The sequence below is a fragment of the Tsukamurella sputi genome, from assembly GCF_007858445.1.
In the GTDB taxonomy this organism is placed as follows: Bacteria; Actinomycetota; Actinomycetes; order Mycobacteriales; family Mycobacteriaceae; genus Tsukamurella; species Tsukamurella sputi.
In genome coordinates, this window is sequence record NZ_VIGV01000003.1 from 46,833 (window position 1) to 61,724 (window position 14,892).

Below are 14,892 nucleotides of genomic sequence, written 5' to 3' on the forward strand. Positions count from 1 at the left end.
AGCCCTGTGATGGGGCTTACAGTTGGCCGACCCGGAGCGGGGAACCGCAGGTCAGGAGATGAAATGCAGCACACGATCCCCGAGGGCGAGGTGCTTGCGGCCGCCGATCGCATCATCGAGGCCTTCGCCGCGACGAACACCGAGGCCTACTTCGCGGGCTTCGACCCGCGCGCGACCTTCGTCTTCCACACCGAACCGCGCACGCTGGCCGACCGCGCCGAGTACGAGCGCCTGTGGGCGGGCTGGGTCGACTCCGGATGGCGCGTGCTCTCGTGCGAGAGCACCGCGCGGGTCGTGACGGCCCTGGGCGGCACGGCGGTCTTCAGCCACGACGTGCACACCGTCACGCAGGACGGCGACGGTACTCGGACCGAGACGCGCGAGCGCGAGTCGATCGTCTTCGCGACGGCTCCCGACGGCTCCCTCGTGGCCGTCCACGAGCATCTCTCGGCCGCATGATGCTGCGCTATTACCGCCGGCTCGATGCGCACCTGCACGCTTCAGCCGACGACGGGACCGCCGTGCGGGGCGAGCTCAGCGGGCGGCGCATCTTCGCCATCTGGCTCGCGGCGAACCTCGTCGTCACTACGATGCTCACCGGCACGCTGTTCGTGCCGTCGGTCTCGCTGAGCGGCGCGCTCTGGCTGATCCTCGCGGGCACCGTCGTCGGAGCCCTGGTCCTGGTGGCGGTCGGGAACGTCGGAACCCGCACCGGACTGCCGACGATGGCCCTCACCCGCGCCTCCTTCGGGGTGCGCGGGAGCCGGATCCCCGTGGCGGCCAACATTGCCGTGCTCATGGGATGGAGCTGGGTGCAGGCCATGCTCGCCGGCGTCACCGTCAACTACGTGATCGAGCAGCAGACCGGCTATTCGAACCCCGCGCTGTTCTCGGTGCTGTGCGAGGTGATCGTGGTGTCGCTGGCCATCTTCGGCCACGCGGGCATCGCGAAGGTGGAACCGATTCTCGCCGTGGTGATCCTGGCGATCATGGCGTACCTCTTCATCGACATGTTCGGCGACGGCTTCGCCCGGCTGGACGCGCTGCCCCGCGATCCCGAGGGGCTCAGCGGCCTCGGTATCTTCGACATCGTGGTGGCGACGGCGATCTCCTGGACCGTGCTCTCGGCCGATATCAACCGGTTCGCACGGAGCGAGCGCGGCGGCGTGATCGGCTCGGGGCTCGGCTACGTGGCCTCGACGGTTGCCGCGATGGCCCTGGGCGCCACCGCGATCGCCTGGCTACTCGCGAACGGTAAGGACGCCCCGCCCTTCGATCCGACGGTGATCGTGGCGGAGTTCGGTGTGCCCCTCGCCGGCGTGGTCTTCTTCTCGGTGATGGCCACCAACTCGATGGCCGTCTACGGCATGGTTACCTCGCTCGTCAACGCCGAGCCCGGACGCATCCGGTTCTTGCCCGCCGCACTGGGTCTCGGTGTCGTATCGATCGCCGGCTCGGCGTGGCTGGCGCTCCTGGACAAGTTCACGTCCTTCCTCACCGCTATCGGCATCGTCTTCATCCCGGTCTTCGCGATCATCGTCGTCGACTACTACGTGCTGCGGCGCGGGCGCTACGCCGCGTCGCTCGCCGAGGCCGGGTCGCGCGACTACTGGTACCGCGGCGGATGGAATCCGGTCGCCGTGGTGGTCTGGATCGTGGGAGTGGCCTTCTCCTCGGCGATCACCTACCTGTGGGTCAGCCCGGTGGGTGCCACGGTCCCCACGTTCCTGGTGAGCGCTGGTCTGTACTGGGCCGCGAGCGCGGCTGTTCGCAGTGGCGCACCGGAACCGGTGAGGTCATGAGCTGGATCGATCTGACGCACACCCTGCAGCCCGGCACCGAGTACCCGGGCGATCCGCCGATCGCGATCGAACCCGCCCTGACGCAGGAGACCGACGGGGTGGCCGTGACCGCGCTGCACCTCTCCACCCACAGCGGTACGCACGTCGATGCGCCCTGCCACACCGTGGCGGGCGGGCGCACGATGGACGAGGTGTCCGTCGACGAGCTGATCGGGACCGCCGCGGTACTCCAGGTCGGCGGCGGAGCCGCCGGCACGATCGGTGTGGCGGACCTGGGCGATCTACCGGCGCGGCTCCCCTCGATCGTGCTGATCGCGACCGGGTGGGACCGGTGGTTCGGGACGGAGCGGTACCGGCAGCACCCGGCGCTGGCGCCGGAGGCGGCGCAGGCGCTGTGGGAGCGCGGTATGCGGGTCCTCGGCGTGGACTGCTACAGCCCCGATCCCATCGATTCCGAGGACTTCCCGGTGCACGCCGCGGTGCTCGGGCGCGACGGTCTCATCGTCGAGAACCTGCGCGGTCTCACAGCCCTCCCGCCGGTCTGCGAGGTCGGCATCCATCCGCTCAAGGTCGGGCCGTTCGACGGTGCCCCGGTCCGCGCCCTCGCGCTGCAGACCTAGTCCCGGGCGCGGTCCCGCTGCCGGAGGGTGGGTTTGTCGATCTTGCCGACGGGGTTCTTCGGGACCTCGTCGAGCAGGATCAGGTCGACGGGGACCTTCACCTTCGCCAGCTCGCTGCGCAGCCCGTCGAGCAGCGTGTCGGCGGTGGCGGTGGCGCCCTCGCGCAGGGAGACGTACGCGACGGGCACCTCTCCGAGCACCTCGTGCGGGCGGCCGATCACGGCGGCTTCGAAGACCTCCGGGTGCCGGTACAGCTGGGCCTCGATCTCCTTGGGATAGATGTTCTCGCCGCCGCGGATCACCATGTCCTTCACCCGATCCACCAGGCGCAGGTAGCCGTCCTCGTCGAGCAGCCCCACGTCGCCGGTGCGCAGCCACCCGTCGACGATCGTCTCCGCGGTGGCGTCGGGCCGGTTCAGGTACCCCGCCATCACCACGTCGCCGGCGATGAGCACCTCGCCCGTCTCCCCGGGCGGAACGTCGCGGAGGGCCCGGTCGACGATGCGGATCCGCTGGCCGGGCAGGGGAGGCCCGACGGTGCCGGGCTTGCGCGGGCCGTCGAGCGGGTTGATCGCGGAGGCCGTGGTGGTCTCGGAGAGTCCGTACCCCTCGACGATCGGCACGCGGAACCGGGTCTCGAACCGCTCGATGAGATCGACGGGCATCGGTGCGGCGCCGCAGATCCCGAAGCGCAACGACGTGGAATCGGGCGTCACGTCCGCCGGCAGCGCGGTGAGCATCGCGTAGATCGCGGGCACCGCGGAGAAGTACGTCGGCCGATGCCGCTCCACCGCCGGGAAGAACTCGTCCGGCCGGAACCTCCCGACGATCGTCGTGCGGCCGCCCGCCCGCAGCGGGGTGAGCGTGCCGAGAACGACGCCGTTGGCGTGGAACAGCGGCAGCACCAGCAGGCTGTGATCGCGCTCGGTGAAGGAGAAGTGCTCGATGAACGACGCCGTCATGGCCCCGATGTTCCCGTGGGTGATCATGACGCCCTTGGGTTTCCCGGTCGTTCCCGCGGTGTAGATGAGGAGGGCGAGATCGCCGGGGCGCACCTGCACCGGCAGGGAGTCGCTGCCGTCGACCGCGGCCAGCAGCTCGTCGCACGGCAGTGCCGCGATGCCGTCGGGGGTATCGACACCGGCCTCGGTCACCAGTACCCGCGCACCGGCATCGGCTGCCTGATAGGCGATCTCCGGCGGCGCGAGGGCGGGGTTGATCGGCGTGACCGCGGCACCGAGTCGCCATGCGGCGAACACCGCGACCACCAGCTCGACGCGATTCGGCAGCAGGAGACCGACGACGTCGCCGGCCTCGACGCCGAACCCCTGAAGCCGGGTCGCCGCGGTCCGGACGGCCGCCGCGAAGTCCTCGTTCGACAGGGCGAGCCGGTCATCCGCGATCGCCGGGTCCGACGGTGCCCGCGCGGCCCGGATCTCCGGGAGGGCGGGCACCTCGGGGAGGTCGAGCACCGTCATCGATGGACCGTCACGATCGGCTCCGAGATGAGTCCGAAGGTGCGCAGCACGCCCTCGAGCTCACGGTGACCGAAGGCCTGGCAGGCGGATGCGAGGCCGACCCGGCGCGGCGCCTGCTGCAGCAGCGAGTACGCGGCGTAGGCCTGCAGCAGGCCGGTCTGCTTGTAGTTGCTGTTGCCGTGGATCACCACGTGCGCCCGGCCGAGCGGACCGGAGGCGTGCACCGAGTCCAGAGACTTGTTCACGCGTGGATTCTCCCGCGGCGGCATCGAGTTCATCACCTGTGCGGCCACGGCGTCGAGGGCGTCGGCGCGCTCCTCCGGCGACATGTCCTTGGTGGCCTCGAGCGCCTGCGCCACGATTACCGGCACGTTGTTCATGAGCGCCGCGTTGAAGACGCCGCCCTGGGCTTTGCAGTTGGCCACGCGCGGATCGCGCTTGAACCACACCGGGTGCGAGGTTCCGCCCCAGGGGAGGGACTGCGCCAGCTCGTGCTGCCCGGGCACCACGAGCGGGACGAGGCCCTGCGCCGGGTCGAACGGGGTGTACTGGTTCTGCTCGAGGTAGAAGGCGTCGCCGCCGGCCGCGTTGACGAGGATCGTGCGGGTGGAGGCGATGGTCGGGCTGCCGCCCCAGAAGACCGCGATGTCCAGGGTGTCGAGTCCCGGTGTCTCCAGCGCGATCTGCGCCGCGATCTCGCCGGTGGTGTACATCTGGGCGATGCCGGGCGCGAGCAGCAGGCCCGCGTCGGCGTACTGCTGGTGGAAGGCCTCGTCGCAGTGGATCATCCAGTCCTGCTCGCCGTTGGTGTCGCTGTAGTGCGCACCGGCGTTCAGGCTGGCCTGCACCACCGCGTCGCCGAACTTGATGAAGGGCCCCACCGTGTTCAGGACGACGGAACTGCCGCGGAACAGGTCGGTCAGCGCGTCCACGTCGTGATCGACCTGGACGACCTCGTAGTCGGCGGTCTCGATACCGGCGACGTTCTTGTCCATGGACTCGGTCAGCCTGCCCTCGTCGCGGCCCGCCGCCGTGAAGGGCACGTTGTACTCGCGCAGGTACTCGCAGACCAGACGGCCCGTGTATCCCGAGGCGCCGTACACCACTACCGGCTTGTTGCTCATGATTCTCCTTGTCGGGGTTGGATTGGAGGGTTCCGGTTCACATGCCCATGCCGCCGTCGACCGGCAGGCCGGCGCCGTTGACGAATCGGGAGGCGTCCGAGGCGAGGAAGACCACGGCGTCCGCCATGTCCCGGACCTCGCCGAGCCGACCGCTCGGGGTGAGCCCCACGACCGCTTCGACGGCCTCCTCGGGGGAGCCGAACAGGCCGAGCCGGGCCATGTCCACGGCGAGGCCGGTACCCATCTCGGTGGGGACGAGGCCGGGATAGATGCAGTTCACGCGCACGCCATAGCCGAGCTTGCCCGATTCCATCGCCGCGACCCGCGTCATGCGGTCGATCGCCGATTTGGTGGCGGAATAGATCGCGATGCCGGGGAAGGCGATGGTGGCGGCCACCGAGGCGACGTTGATGATCGCCCCGCCGGTACCGGCGGCACCGTCGGGACGCATGGCCCGCAGGCCGTGCTTGAGGCCGAGGGCGGTGCCGAGGACGTTGACGTCCAGCTGGCGGCGCACGTCGTCGACGGCGATCTCGGTGAGGAGACCGGAGATCTCGACGCCCGCGTTGTTGACCAGGACGTCGAGCCCGCCGAGCTGCGCGATCGTCGCGTCGATGGCGGCGGTCCAGCTCTCCTCGGTCGTGACGTCGAGGTGAACCGATCCGTGTCCGGCGCCGAGCGACGCCGCCACCGACGCCGCGCGCTCGGTCTGCAGGTCACCGATCACGACACGGGCACCGGCGGCGGACAGAGCGTGCGCCATGCCCTCGCCGAGCCCCTGGGCCCCGCCGGTGACGAGGATGCGCCGCCCGGTCAGATCGAATGCGCTCACGATGACTCCCTTGATCGAGGTGGACTTCGAGTGCCGGTTCCTCTGTGGTGCCCGTCACATCCAAGAATCTAGACGACTGTCCAGAGAAATATTGGACAATCGTCAAGCCGAACGGTCAGGGGTGGCGCTCCGACCCGCGCCACGGGGGCTATCCTGGGGCGATGCCGACACGCGGTCGGCACGGCGAAAGGGGTGCGAGGTGACCGATCTCATCGCGTCCGCCGGTGCTCCCGCGGCGGTGGGGGCCAGCAAGCACGCCACGAAGGTGGCGGCCAAGCGCGACGAGCTGGCGCGTGCGGCCCTGAAGACGCTGTCCGAACTCGGCTACGCGCGCACGAGCCTTCGCGAGATCGCCGCGAACTCCGAGTACAGCCACGGCGTGCTGCACTACTACTTCGCCGACAGGCTGGAACTCATCGCGCACTGCGTGCACCTCTACAAAGCGGAGTGCATCGCGTCGTACGACGACGTGCTCCGTGAGGACGACGACGCGCCGGCGCTGCGCGCCCGGTTCGCGGAGCGGCTCGCCGCCACGATGGAGCACGACCTCCCCACCCACAAGCTCTGGTACGACCTGCGGTCGCAGGCCATGTTCGAGACCTCCCTCGCCCAGGACGTGCGCGAGATCGACGGCGACCTCGAGGCGATGATCTGGCGGGTCGTCAGCCGGTACGCGGAGCTGTCCGACGGTGTGCCGCTGCTGGATTCGGCGGGAACGTACGCGGCGCTCGACGGCCCCTTCGAGCGCGCGGTGCGCCGCCGGGTCCGGGGTGACGAGTCCGCGGGGCCGGACCTGACCGACCAGGTCTTCCGGCTGCTGGACGCACTGGTGATCCGGTCCGCCCGCTGATCCTCAGTCGGAGCCGTGGGGCCCGCCGAGGGCGCCGTCGATGAACGTGCGGAAGGCGAAGGCGAGCGTGTCCGGCGATTGCAGAGTGCCGCTCTCGTACCCCACCAGCAGGTACAGCGCCGTGGTCGCGTACCTCTGCGCGAGGTCCGGATCTCCGATCACCTCGGTGTACGCCTCCGCGATCACGTCGCGCCGTTCGAGGTCGACCTCCGCCTGGTGGCGCGCGACCTCCGGGTCGTGCGCGGCCCACACCCGGATCGCGGCCTCGGTCGCATGCGGCAGGGTCATGCCGGTGTCGATGAGCGACATCAGCCGGTCGTAGGCGTCGGGGACCTGTCGGGCCGCCTCGATGATGCGGTTGCTCTTGGTCTCCCGCCAGTACTCGATGAGGGCGGAGGTGAACTCGGGCCAGCTCGGAAAGGCGTGGTAGAAGCTGCCGGTCGACGACCCCGCCTGCGCGCACACCGCGGCCAGCTTGAGCCCGGCGTGCCCCCGCTCGGTCAGCACCGCCATGCCGGCCTCGAGGAACCGCAGCTGGACGTAGCGGGACGGGGTCGAGCGGGCGGGAGGCACGGGCCGATCGTATCCGCCACGCCGCAGGGGCCGTGGAAAACTCGACCCATGCGACGTTCCGTTCTGGTCCCCCTCCTGGAGACCGTGCTCACCCTCCTGGGCCTGCTCTGGCTGGTCGCAGTCCTTCTGTTCGGGCGGTCGGCCGTGCCGCTGCTCATCGCCTGGGACGTGGCCGCGGTCGCCTACGTGGTGGTGGGCTGGCTACTGCTGCACCGGCGGATCCCCGCCGAGGACGACGACCCGGATCTGCTTGCGCCACGCTGGCAGACCACCCTGTTCGCGCTGGTGGCCAGCGGCTCCGGCCTGGTGGGCGGCTTCCTGATGATCGCGACCCGCGGCGAGGACTCCGACTCCCTGCTCCAACCGGCCGCGGCGTTGACGGTCCTCCTGTCCTGGATGCTGCTGCACACGGCGTTCGCGCAGATCTACGCCCGGGACTACTTCGCGGGCGACCCGGGCCTCGTCTTCCCGGAGTGCGAACGGCCGCAGCTCACGGAGTTCCTCTACTTCTCCATCACGATCGGCACCTCGTTCGCAGTCTCCGACGTCACCGTCACCAAGCGGTCGACGCGCCGCCTGGTGATCGCGCACAGCGTGCTCAGCTTCTTCTTCAACGCGGCCGTCGTGGCGATCGCGCTGGACTGGATCAAGGGCGGAGGCTGAGCACGCCGTGCGCGCGGATCACGCGGTGGCCACGGGACTCTCGAGCCCGCTCAGGCACGCCGGCAGCGGTCCGCGGTGCAGTACCCCGAGCCTTTGTGTCGCGCGGGTGAGTGCCACGTACAGGTCCGCGGCGCCCCGCTCACCGTCGGCGAGGATGGCCGCCGGGTCGACGACGAGCACGGCGTCGAATTCGAGCCCCTTCGTCGCCGAGGGCGGCACGGCGCCCGGCGTACCGTCGGGTCCGATGACGGCGAAGGTGCCCTCCCGGCCCGTCTCGTCGCGGACGAACTCCTCGATCGCGGCGGCCAGGCCCTCGTCGGTGGTCGGCCTGACCCACGGCCGGTTCCCCGAGGCGCGCACCGACTCCGGCGGCACGACGCCAGGCGCGAACTCCGCCAGCACGCCGGCGGCCACCGCCATGATCTCCGACGGTGTGCGGTAGTTGACCGTGAGCGCGGTGTAGGCCCAGCGGCCGGCGACGTAGGGATCCAGCATCTCCGCCCACGAGCGGGCACCGGCCGGGGCGCTGCGCTGCGTGAGGTCGCCGACCACGGTGAACGAGCGCGACGGACAGCGTCGCATCAGCGCTCGCCAGTCCATCGCCGACAGTTCCTGGGCCTCGTCCACCACCACGTGCCGGTAGACCCAGGTGCGGTCCGCCGCAGCGCGTTCCACCAGGTCCCGGGTGTCCCGCTCCTCGAACCGGCCGGCCAGGTCGTCCGCGTAGAGCAGGTCGGTGGCGAAGAGATGGTCCTCGTCGTCCATCGAATCCGCCCGGGAGACCAGCGAATCCAGCACGCCCTCCGCGAACTCCGCCTGCTCCCTCCGGGCCTCCGCTGCCGCCGTGTCGTCCTGGATCTCGTGCGGGCCGAGCAGCTCCGCGAGCTCGTCCAGCAGCGGAACGTCCGAGACGGTCCACGCGGCACCGTCGGACCGCAGCAGCGAGGGGTCCGCGCCCGCCGCGGCCAGCCGCTCGGGCGAGCTCAGCAGGTCCGCGAGGACGGTCTCCGGGGAGAGCACGGGCCACAGCGCGCCGACGGTCCGCCGGAAGGTTCCGTCGACCGCGAGATCGGCGAGCATGCTGCCGCGCATCTCCTCCCAGGCCCGCGTGTCCTCGCGGCGCAGCCACTGCTTCCCGATCCGGCCCAGCGCCCGCTCGGTGATCGCCCAGGTCAGCACGTCGAGGAAGACCGTGCGAGCCTGGTTGTGCGGCTGCCCACTCGTGCGGGCCTCGTCCCCGGCCCACCCGACCACGTCGGCCTCGATCCGTACGGTCGCATCGCCCAGCCCGATGGAGACGGGCGTCTCCGGCACGGTGCGACGGTCCGCGACCGCCGCGGCGAGGACGTCGGCCATCGCCGCCGCGCCCTTGAGCCGCGCCACCGCCGGTGCGTCCTCTGCGTCCGCCGCGACGCCCGGGTAGAGCGTCGCCGGCGTCGCGAAGACCACGTCGGACTCGCCGAGCGAGGGCAGCACCCGGCCGATGTGCTGCAGGAACGACGTGTTCGGCCCCACCACCAGGACGCCGTGCCGCTCGAACCGCGCTCGCTGCGTGTACAGCAGGTACGCCACGCGGTGCAGCGCCACGACCGTCTTGCCCGTGCCCGGGCCGCCCTCGATCACGGTGACGCCGGGATTGTCGGAACGGATGATCCGGTCCTGATCGGCCTGGATGGTCGCGACGATGTCGCGCATCCCCTCGCCGCGCGGCGCGTTCACGGCGGCCAGCAGCGCTGCGTCGCCCCGCGCGTCCGCGCCCGGCCGGCCCAGCATCTCGTCGGTGAACGAGGTCAGCTCCCGGCCGCGGCTGAGGAACTGCCGCCGCCGGTGCACACCCTCGGGATGCGCCCCCGTCGCCGTGTAGAAGGCCCGCGATGCGGGCGCCCGCCAATCCAGGAGGAGTTCCTCGTCCCCGTTCTCGTCGTCGAACAGGCCCAACCGGCCCACGTACCGCGTCCCGACGGCGCCGTCGGGCCCCGGCTCGTCGTCGAGCCGGCCGAAGGCGAGCCCCTCCTCGGCGACGCTGAGTCGCCGGACCTCCCGCGCGGACGTCATCACATCGCCCTCCCGGTCCACCGCCCTGCCCTCGTGATCGCGCAGCGCGTCGGTGTACCGTCGCCGCGCCCGGGCCCGTTCGGCGTCCAGCCGGGCGTACAACCCCGCCACGTACGCGCGTTCCTGAAGCAGTTCGTTCTGGTACTCGGACATGCACCCACCTCGCAAGAATTCGGATCCGGCCAGCGAGTATGCGCCCTCGACGGGGCCTTGCGGCAAGGCCCGGGGTGCGCTATACAGTGAAGTGGGAGGGAGAAACCGGGTCCTCGCGTGTCCGCTTCCGCCTTCCAGCCGCCCCGATTGCGCCCACTCTGACGCGAACCGCGCGCGAATCCCGCTTCCTCTGTAGGTTCGACCGGGTGGACCTCCGAAGATTCCTCGACGGTCGTGGGGGTCAGCTCGGCTTCCTCACCTATCAACACGCCTCCCTGGTGATCCAGAGTGTGGTGATAGGCGCGGTGATCGCGCTGGTGATCGCGGCGCTGGTGTACCGCTCGCGGGCGGGCGCGGCGTTCGCCACGGCCGTCGCCTCCGTCGGCATGACCGTGCCCTCCCTCGCACTGTTGGCTCTGCTGCTCATCGTCTTCGGGCTCGGGGTGACCCCATCGGTCACGATGCTCGTCTTCTACGCGGCGTTGCCGATCCTGACCAGCGCGATCGTCGGGCTGCAAGCGGTGCCGCCCGCGCTGGTCGAGGCGGCCCGGGGCCTCGGCATGCCGCGCTGGCGGGTGCTGACCACCGTCGAGCTGCCGAACGCCTGGCCCGTGATCCTCACCGGAATCCGGGTCAGCACCCAGCTCGTCGTCGGCGTCGCCACTGTGGTGGCCTACGTGCTCGGGCCGGGCCTCGGCTCCCTGATCTTCTCCGGACTCGCCCGCCTCGGCGGCGCGGGTGCACTCGAATCCGCGTTGGTGGGCACCGTTCTCGTGGTGGCCGTCGCGCTCGTACTCGACGGTCTGCTGGTGCTCCTGGGCCGCTTCACCGTCTCGAAGGGACTGCGATGAGTCAAACGACGGGCGTATCGATCGAGCTCGAGAAGGTGATCAAGCGCTACCGCGGGCAGGAGAAGCCCGCGGTGAAGGAGCTCTCCATCGCCATCGAGGCGGGGGAGACGGTCGCCATCGTCGGGCCGTCGGGTTGCGGCAAGACGACCACGCTGAAGATGATCAACCGGCTCATCGAGCCCAGCTCGGGGCGGGTCCTCATCGACGGGGCGGACGTCACGACCGCCGACGGTGACCACCTCCGGCAGGGCATCGGCTACGTGGTCCAGGCAGGCGGGCTGTTCCCGCACTGGACGGTGGAGAAGAACATCGGCGCCGTGCCCGGCCTGCTGGGCTGGGACAAGGCACGCACCCGCGCCCGTGTCGCCGAGCTGCTCGAGCTCGTCGGGCTGGACCCGGAGGTCTTCCGCGGACGGTTCCCCAAGGAGATGTCCGGCGGGCAGCAGCAGCGCGTCGGCGTGGCCCGCGCGCTCGCGGCCGATCCGCCGGTCCTGCTCATGGACGAGCCCTTCGGCGCGGTCGACCCCATCACCCGCGTGCGACTGCAGGATCAGCTCCTCGCCATCCAGGAGGAGCTGCACAAGACCATCGTGATCGTCACCCATGACGTCGACGAGGCCATCAAGCTCGGCGATCGCGTGCTGATCCTCTCGGAGGGCGGCCAGATCGAGCAGTTCGGGACGCCCGAGGAGATCCTCACGGCGCCGGCCAACGCCTTCGTCGAGGAGTTCGTCGGCTCGGGGGCCACGCTCAAGCACCTCTCGCTCAGTTCCGTGGGTGAGATCCCCAGCGCCCCGGTCGTGATCGCCCGCCCGGGCGACCCGTCGGAGGAGGTGGCGGCACGGGCCAAGGAGGCGAGGCTGAGCTGGGTCGTCGTGGTCGACGAGGACGACCGCCCGCGGGCCTGGCCCTCGGTGTCCGAGGTGCTCAGCAAGCCCGTGGTCTCGACCTACGTCGACCAGCGGCTGCCGGTGGCAGAACGCACGGCGACCCTCGCCGACGCGCTCGACGTGATGCTGGCCGCCAGTCAGGGCGGCGTCCTCGTCACGCAGCGCGGCAAGGTCATCGGCGCGCTCACCATCGAGCAGGTGGCGCAGCGGATCCGCGAGCGGCAGGCGCTGGCGAACCCGGAGCAGGCCGCCGACACCTACCGGGCGGCGCCGTCGTGACCGCCGAGGCCACGGCGCCCAAGACGGCGCGCATCGGGCCCACGCCGCGCTTCGCGGGCGGCGTGCCCATCGACCTGATCCTCGAGCCGCTCCTCGTGGTGGTCGGCGTCGTCGGCTACCTGATCTGGCACGCCACGCATAAGTTCTCGGAGACCGAGGCGGTCCAGCTGCAGTGGTCGAAGCTCGGCGAATCGGTGTGGGAGCACATCCAACTCACCGTGGTCTCCGCCGTGCTCGTGGTGCTGATCGCGATCCCGCTCGGGATCCTGGTCACGCGCAAGCGCTTCGCCCGCGTCGCGCCGATCATCGTGGGACTCGCGAACGTCGGCCAGGCCGCGCCCGTCCTCGGCATGGTGGTGCTGTTCGCGATGTGGTTCGGCACCGGCTTCCGCACCGCGGTGGCGGCGCTCGTCGTCTACGCGGTGCTGCCGATCCTGCAGAACACCGTCACCGGCCTGCGCCAGGTCGACGACCGGGTCATCGAAGCCGCCCGCGGGCAGGGCTTCTCCGCGTTCGCGACCCTGGTCCGCGTCGAGCTGCCGCTGTCGGTACCGGTGATCCTGCACGGCGTGCGGACCGCGCTCGTGATCCTCGTCGGCACCGCGACCCTCGGCACCTTCATCGGCGCCGGTGGGCTCGGTGTCCTCATCACCACCGGAGTGACCCTGTACCTCCCGCCGCTGCTCTTCTCCGGCGCGCTGCTCGTGGCGCTCCTCGCACTGGCCATCGACTGGCTCGCCCGGCTCGCCGAGTACCTGCTGGCACCGCGCGGCCTGCGCGGGGTGACCGCGTGACCGCGCGGACGCGCGTGCGGCGCGCGCTGCTGCCGGTGCTGGCGGGTCTTTCGCTGGTGCTCGCCGGTTGTGGCCTGGAGAGCTCGTCCGGCCACTTCGTGCACGCCGAGCCCGCGGACGGGCAGACCCCGTTGGCGGGCGCGAAGATCTCCGTGACCTCGAAATCCTTCTCCGAGGGGATCCTGCTCGGCAAGATCAGCACCACGATCCTGCAGGCGGCGGGCGCCGAGATCACCGACCTCACCAACGCCCCTGGGTCCATGTCCTCGCGTCAGGCGATGGTCAGCGGTGCGGCGGACGTCTCGTGGGAGTACACCGGCACCGTCTGGGTCAGTTACCTGGGCCGCACGGAGACGATCAGCGATTCGTCGGCGCTCTGGACACGAGTGCGCGACGCCGAGCGGGCCAACGGCATCGAAGTGCTGACTCCGGCCCCGTTCAACAACACCTACGCCTTCGCGGTGACTCCCGCGCAGAAGGACCGCCTGAAGCTGACCACCCTGAGCGACCTCTTCCGGCTGCCGCCGGCGCAGCGCTCCCTCTGCGTGGATCCGGAGTTCCAATCGCGCCCCGACGGTCTCGGGCGGTTGCTGGAGAAGTACGAGGTGCCACTCGGCGGGGCGACCCCGGCGAACACCATCACGACGATGGACGCCGGCGTCATCTACTCGGCGGTGTCCGGGAACACCTGTCTCGCCGGCGACGTCTACGCGACCGACGGCCGTATCCGCAAGCTCGGCCTGCATCTGCTCGAGGACGACAGGAAGTTCTTCCTGCCCTACGACGGCGTGCCGGAGGTCCGTACGGACGCGCTCGCCAAGTATCCCGCCATCAAGGACGTTCTCGGGAAGGTCAGCCGGCTGCTGACCAACGAGACGATGCAGGAACTCAACGGGCAGATCGACATCGAGGGCCGCGATCCCGCCGACGTGGCGGCCACCTGGCTCAAGAAGGTGGGACTCGTCCGCTGAACCGGCTGCGGCCCGCACGCTTTCGGTCGCGGTGAGCGGAAGGGTTCACCCGGTGGACGCGCCGTTCGACACTGAACCGCATGACCGACACCGCACCGGATCTGCTGGCACTCACCGCGGCTGAGGCGGCCAAAGTGTGTGCGGGCGAGTACGACCGTGTGATCCCCACCGAGTGGCCCGCGGGCGAGAGGTGGGCCACCCGGCTGTGGGGCGACGACGACGTGGACGTCTGGCTCATCAGCTGGGTGCCCGAGCGCTCCACCGAGCTGCACGACCACGCCGGCTCGCTGGGGGCGCTGACGGTGGTCTCGGGCGCGCTCGCCGAGCGCAGCTGGGATGGCGAGGCCCTGCGGGAGCGGCGGATCGACGCCGGCGGGCAGGCGTCCTTCGACCGCGGCTGGGTGCACGACGTGACCCGGCACGCGGACGCGCACGATGCCGCGTCCGGCGAGGCGGACACCCCGACGCTGTCGGTGCACGCCTACTCACCGCCGCTCACCGCCATGTCGTACTACGAGGTCACGCGCCGCGGCCGGCTCCGCCGGGTGCGGAGCGAGCTCACCGACGAGCCGGAGGGCCCGATCGGCGGGCGCGGCATCGACGAGCTCCTCGCCACCGCCCGGGACCGCATCGACCGGGTCGAGGCCGCGGACCTGCGCGCCGAGCTGGACGCGGGGGCGGTCCTCGTCGACACCCGTCCCGCGGCGCAGCGCGCCGCCGAGGGCGAGGTCGACGGTGCCCTGGTGATCGAGCGCAATGTCCTGGAATGGCGCCTCGATCCGACCTCCGACGCCCGGATCCCCGAGGCCGTGGACTGGGACGTGCGCTGGATCGTGCTGTGCTCGGAGGGCTACGCCAGCTCCCTTGCCGCAGCGGCCCTGCGCGCGATCGGGCTCCGTCGGGCGACGGACGTCGCGGGTGGCTACCGCGCGCTCGAGGCGGCGCTGGTCGTCTGAG

At 70.9% G+C, this 14,892-nt stretch carries 15 protein-coding genes and 1 pseudogene; 11 read left to right on the forward strand and 5 right to left on the reverse strand.

All coding sequences use genetic code 11. The features are described 5' to 3' along the window. Positions 1-63 precede the first annotated feature (63 nt). Genes FK268_RS09715 through FK268_RS09725 form a run of 3 tightly spaced genes read left to right on the forward strand, consistent with a single transcriptional unit; the run spans position 64 to position 2,422 of the window. Complete coding sequence (locus FK268_RS09715; RefSeq protein ID WP_146433521.1) at positions 64-459, forward strand: YybH family protein; 396 nt, start codon at positions 64-66, stop codon at positions 457-459. Beyond that, complete coding sequence (locus FK268_RS09720) at positions 456-1,802, forward strand: purine-cytosine permease family protein (RefSeq protein WP_231707010.1); 1,347 nt, start codon at positions 456-458, stop codon at positions 1,800-1,802. Before FK268_RS09715 ends, FK268_RS09720 begins: the two co-directional genes overlap by 4 nt. Further along, positions 1,799-2,422 carry a cyclase family protein gene (locus FK268_RS09725; protein ID WP_146433523.1) on the forward strand — a complete coding sequence of 208 codons (624 nt, stop codon included), beginning with the start codon at positions 1,799-1,801 and terminating at the stop codon, positions 2,420-2,422. Before FK268_RS09720 ends, FK268_RS09725 begins: the two co-directional genes overlap by 4 nt. Here FK268_RS09725 and FK268_RS09730 read toward each other — a convergent pair. From FK268_RS09730 to FK268_RS09740, 3 genes are read right to left on the reverse strand one after another with little or no spacing between them, the layout of a single operon-like run. Continuing rightward, positions 2,419-3,900, reverse strand: coding sequence for a class I adenylate-forming enzyme family protein (locus FK268_RS09730; RefSeq protein ID WP_146433525.1), 1,482 nt, complete (start codon positions 3,898-3,900; stop codon positions 2,419-2,421). The genes FK268_RS09725 and FK268_RS09730 overlap by 4 nt on opposite strands. Continuing rightward, positions 3,897-5,027, reverse strand: coding sequence for a DUF5938 domain-containing protein (locus FK268_RS09735; protein WP_146433527.1), 1,131 nt, complete (start codon positions 5,025-5,027; stop codon positions 3,897-3,899). The genes FK268_RS09730 and FK268_RS09735 overlap by 4 nt, the downstream gene beginning before the upstream one ends. A 34-nt stretch (positions 5,028-5,061) precedes the next feature. Then, positions 5,062-5,856, reverse strand: a complete 795-nt coding sequence (locus FK268_RS09740; RefSeq protein ID WP_146433529.1) for an SDR family NAD(P)-dependent oxidoreductase — start codon at positions 5,854-5,856, stop codon at positions 5,062-5,064. Between the two features lie 199 nt (positions 5,857-6,055). On the opposite strand from FK268_RS09740, the gene FK268_RS09745 reads away from it, so the two are divergent. Then, on the forward strand, positions 6,056-6,706 hold the full coding sequence (locus FK268_RS09745; RefSeq protein WP_231707011.1) for a TetR/AcrR family transcriptional regulator: 651 nt from the start codon (positions 6,056-6,058) through the stop codon (positions 6,704-6,706). A 3-nt stretch (positions 6,707-6,709) separates the two neighbouring features. Here FK268_RS09745 and FK268_RS09750 read toward each other — a convergent pair whose 3' ends face one another. After that, on the reverse strand, positions 6,710-7,279 hold the full coding sequence (locus FK268_RS09750) for a TetR/AcrR family transcriptional regulator (protein ID WP_231707012.1): 570 nt from the start codon (positions 7,277-7,279) through the stop codon (positions 6,710-6,712). A 48-nt stretch (positions 7,280-7,327) separates the two neighbouring features. Here FK268_RS09750 and FK268_RS09755 point away from each other — a divergent pair, with 48 nt between their 5' ends. Further along, a complete protein-coding gene (locus FK268_RS09755; RefSeq protein WP_146433533.1) occupies positions 7,328-7,942 on the forward strand; it encodes a DUF1345 domain-containing protein in 615 nt (204 codons plus the stop codon). An 18-nt stretch (positions 7,943-7,960) separates the two neighbouring features. Here FK268_RS09755 and helR read toward each other — a convergent pair whose 3' ends face one another. Beyond that, positions 7,961-10,150 carry an RNA polymerase recycling motor ATPase HelR gene (gene helR, locus FK268_RS09760; RefSeq protein ID WP_193560263.1) on the reverse strand — a complete coding sequence of 730 codons (2,190 nt, stop codon included), beginning with the start codon at positions 10,148-10,150 and terminating at the stop codon, positions 7,961-7,963. Between the two features lie 206 nt (positions 10,151-10,356). Between helR and FK268_RS09765 the strand changes: the two genes are divergently transcribed. The 6 genes and pseudogenes from FK268_RS09765 to FK268_RS24970 all read left to right on the forward strand — a co-directional run bounded on the left by FK268_RS09765 (position 10,357) and on the right by FK268_RS24970 (position 14,891). After that, the gene (locus FK268_RS09765) at positions 10,357-11,001 is read left to right on the forward strand and encodes an ABC transporter permease (protein ID WP_146433536.1); all 645 of its coding nucleotides are present in this window, start codon (positions 10,357-10,359) and stop codon (positions 10,999-11,001) included. Further along, positions 10,998-12,170, forward strand: a complete 1,173-nt coding sequence (locus tag FK268_RS09770) for an ABC transporter ATP-binding protein (RefSeq protein WP_146433538.1) — start codon at positions 10,998-11,000, stop codon at positions 12,168-12,170. Before FK268_RS09765 ends, FK268_RS09770 begins: the two co-directional genes overlap by 4 nt. Continuing rightward, on the forward strand, positions 12,167-12,964 hold the full coding sequence (locus tag FK268_RS09775; RefSeq protein WP_146433540.1) for an ABC transporter permease: 798 nt from the start codon (positions 12,167-12,169) through the stop codon (positions 12,962-12,964). The genes FK268_RS09770 and FK268_RS09775 overlap by 4 nt, the downstream gene beginning before the upstream one ends. Continuing rightward, on the forward strand, positions 12,961-13,935 hold the full coding sequence (locus FK268_RS09780) for a glycine betaine ABC transporter substrate-binding protein (protein ID WP_231707013.1): 975 nt from the start codon (positions 12,961-12,963) through the stop codon (positions 13,933-13,935). The genes FK268_RS09775 and FK268_RS09780 overlap by 4 nt, the downstream gene beginning before the upstream one ends. Before the next feature lie 80 nt (positions 13,936-14,015). Further along, a pseudogene (locus FK268_RS24965) lies at positions 14,016-14,513 on the forward strand (cupin domain-containing protein); the annotation flags it as partial. A gap of 75 nt (positions 14,514-14,588) precedes the next feature. Beyond that, entirely contained in the window at positions 14,589-14,891 is a 303-nt protein-coding gene (locus FK268_RS24970; RefSeq protein WP_269434225.1) for a rhodanese-like domain-containing protein, read from the forward strand. The last annotated feature ends 1 nt before the right edge of the window (position 14,892 follow it).